General features: G+C 33.1%; 2 protein-coding genes and 1 pseudogene. All 3 read right to left on the bottom strand.

Going from position 1 to position 3,125, the window contains the following annotated elements; genetic code table 11:
• Positions 1–221, bottom strand: a pseudogene (locus B3J44_RS08940) (phenylacetate--CoA ligase family protein); the annotation flags it as partial.
• Entirely contained in the window at positions 218–1,882 is a 1,665-nt protein-coding gene (locus B3J44_RS08935) for a C45 family autoproteolytic acyltransferase/hydolase (protein WP_286967905.1), read from the bottom strand. The gene B3J44_RS08935 and the pseudogene B3J44_RS08940, both read right to left, overlap by 4 nt.
• A 7-nt stretch (positions 1,883–1,889) precedes the next feature.
• On the bottom strand, positions 1,890–3,125 hold a 1,236-nt coding region (locus B3J44_RS08930; RefSeq protein WP_286967903.1), incomplete at its 5' end, for a phytoene desaturase family protein.

The raw sequence follows: 3,125 nt of genomic DNA, 5'->3' as shown, positions 1-3,125 counted from the left end.
AAGAAATCATCATTATATTGCTGCAAATCTTCTTTGGTTGTAACAGGTAAATGCTGTAAATCCTCCAGCGTTTTAACTTTCGAAATGTCAATATTCTGTCCAGCAAAAAGTCTTTTATAAAAAGGGGAATTTTCGCTGATGTATGCTAAAAGTTCGGCTAATTTTTTTTCTTGAAAAATTTTAATTTCTTCTAAAGAATCTTTTTCTATTGCTGGAATCATTGTAATTTTCTTTTGACTTTTTTTAAATATTTTTCAATTTTTTCTTTATCAGGAACTGTAGTGATCTCGTGACTCAAAGCTTTTTCAAAATTTAGCTTTGCTTGTAGAAATTCCTTTTTTTGGTAAAAGTACAATCCTGTCTTATAATATACAACCCAATAATTAGGGTTTAACGCTTGATAATTCTGAAGAAACTCTAGAGAAACAGTTTCTTTTTTTTCTAAAATAGAATCTATTTTATGATCTTCAATTTTGAACTTTTTAAAATTCTGAAAAGCAATTGTTTCCAAGAAAGGATCTTTTGCAATATTCAGATTTTCTTTCTGAAACGATTTTGTTTCATTTCTATTTTCGCCAAAAATTGAAGTCAAATCATAACAAACAAATTCGCCCAATTGAAACGGATTTGCCGAAACCCAAACTAATTTTTCTTTTGGTTTAAAGATAATTCCGTGATGCGCCAACAATTGATTGAGTGCTTTTTCATTTCCATATCCTAAAGAAATGTTTTTTAGACCATCTTTATTTCTAAGAATTTCTGAAGCAATCTCAGGATTTACTTTTGGGTTTTCAGACAGCAATTCCTGCATTCTTTCGTAACGATATTCAGAGTGACTATTGGCAATTTGTTCCAGATTTCGTTTGTCTTCTTTGAAAGCTTCTCCTTGAAAATGATTCGAACAAATTAACTGATCTGAATTTGCAACATCATAAACGTCCATTTTATCTGGAGAAACTTCAATTAAAATGGCTTTGTTATCATTGGCACTTCCAACCATAATTGATTCAGAAACAAAGACTTTTCTTTTTTTTGCAATAGCAATGGCTTCGTCAAGATTTTTGGCGTGCTGTAAAATTTCGCGAGTCAAGATAGAAATCGGTGTTTTCGCACTAAGCGGAATTTTAGATTTCGAAGCATTTATTGTTACAGTCAATCCTTCATAATTCATTCCAGAAACCGCTCCGATCATTCCTGGCCAAGTGACCATCATAAACGGATATCCTTCTTTTGGTTTTATAAAGGCAGCGATTTTATTTTCCGCGAAAGCGTCATTCACATAAAAATCAAAATTTCGCGCCAGAATTAAATTTCCATCTTCCGATTTTTCGTTCCAAGCGGCAAAAGAAGAACAGCCAACTAAAGCCAAATCCTGTAAAGCGTGTCCAATATCATGTGCAGCATGTAAGTACAAACCGCGCTGATATTGCGGTGCGATATTATCAAAGTCGTTCGAAGTATATTGAGAAACACCGTAAATTTCAGTCTGATATTCGCTGGGAACATTTAAGTACAATTTACGATTGTACCATTTTAAAAACTGACGAAGCATTTTCTGCTGGAATTTTGACGGAATTAAATCGGTTATTTTCGAGAAAAAAATGCGTTGCTGTTTGTGTAAAAGTGAATCTGTCAGAGCTCCAGTTGAAAGCCCAATCTCAAGCGGATCACCTTCGACATACAATTCCCAAAGACCTTGTTTGTTTTTTAAAAGGGAATTTTTTCCAGAAACAAAAATACTATCAGATAATTTGGTGACAGTAGGTTTTGCATCATTTAAACCTGTAAGATCTGGAGTGTGTTTTTTTGATTTTGAAGTGCCGCAGGAAACCATCAAACTTAAAAAACCGATGAGAAAAATATAAAGAATTCGGTTTTTCATAATGAGACTATTCAGATGCTTTTTTAATTTTTTCGAGCAGATATTCTTTTCCTACAATTTCTGAGCAAGTTATAACCGCTCCAACTGTAACTCCCAAGACACCATGCATGTTGATACTTTGGCCTGTAAGATAAAGATTTTCTACCTTAGTTTTAGTCGGAATTAAAGTTTTCATCGGATTATTAGAATCTTTAACATATCCGTACATATTTCCTCCGTCTCCGCCAATATAATCACGATACGAAAGTGGAGTAGAACCATGAACCGATTTAATACATTCTTTTATTCCAGGAAACTTTTTCTCGATTTCTTCTAAAAATTTAGTCGCTTTTTTGGTTTTGAATTCCTCATAACTTTCTCCTCGATCATTTTCTTCAAAAGTGGTGTTGAAAGTGTTTTCCCAAGCTTTAACATCATCATATTTCATATAAGTCAAAAATGTCATTCCGTCTGCCCATTCTTCATCCTTTTTTGACGGATTCATAGAAGCCATAAAAGTTTTTGGCCACGAATTTTCATCATAATCATAAGAAGTCCAAACATCATCGGCACTTTTAAAATGATAATAATTGTGATTGATGTATTTGAATGTTTTAGGTTTAAAAACGATATACAAACTGAAAGCAGAAAGTACGTTTTCTAGATTTTGAATTCTATTGAAAAATGGTTTTCTAAAGTTTTCCTGACCCGCCATTTTCAAAGTCGTTTTTGGTTCGATGTTCGAAATAAAATACGTTCCAGAAACTTCGGTTCCGTCTTTTATTTGTACCGAATTTACTTTTTGATTTTCAACCTCGATTTTGATGACTTCTTTATGTTTGAAAAACTCTCCGCCATATTTTTTAAGCTGTTTCAGCAATTGTTTGGTAATCTGACTTCCGCCATTTACACAACGCCATGAACTTTCAATGTAGGAATTGACTACAAGTGCATGTACATAAAATGGCGATTTATCTGGAATTCCAGCGTAGAGAAAATTAGAACCTGCCAAGACGGCTTTTAGTTTTTCATTTTCAGTAAAAGAATCTATGGTTTCTTTCGCGTTGAGCGCTAAAATTTCATCGTCATATTTTCCCTCCGATTCTAGATTATAAAGCGGAAATGTTTTGCAGACTGTTTTTATTTTTTGGCAGTATTGTTCTAGATTTTCTTTTTCTCCAGGAAAATATTGTGTTAGTTTTTCAATGAAATTTTCGAAACCTTGCGCATGCGGATATTCAGTTTTATCATCATCAAAAGAAAT

This window comes from Flavobacterium sp. UBA4854 (assembly GCF_002399805.1).
GTDB lineage: Bacteria > Bacteroidota > Bacteroidia > Flavobacteriales > Flavobacteriaceae > Flavobacterium > Flavobacterium ginsengisoli.
The sequence above is the reverse complement of the archived record's forward strand: the minus strand, read 5'-3'. Positions and strand labels throughout refer to the sequence as shown.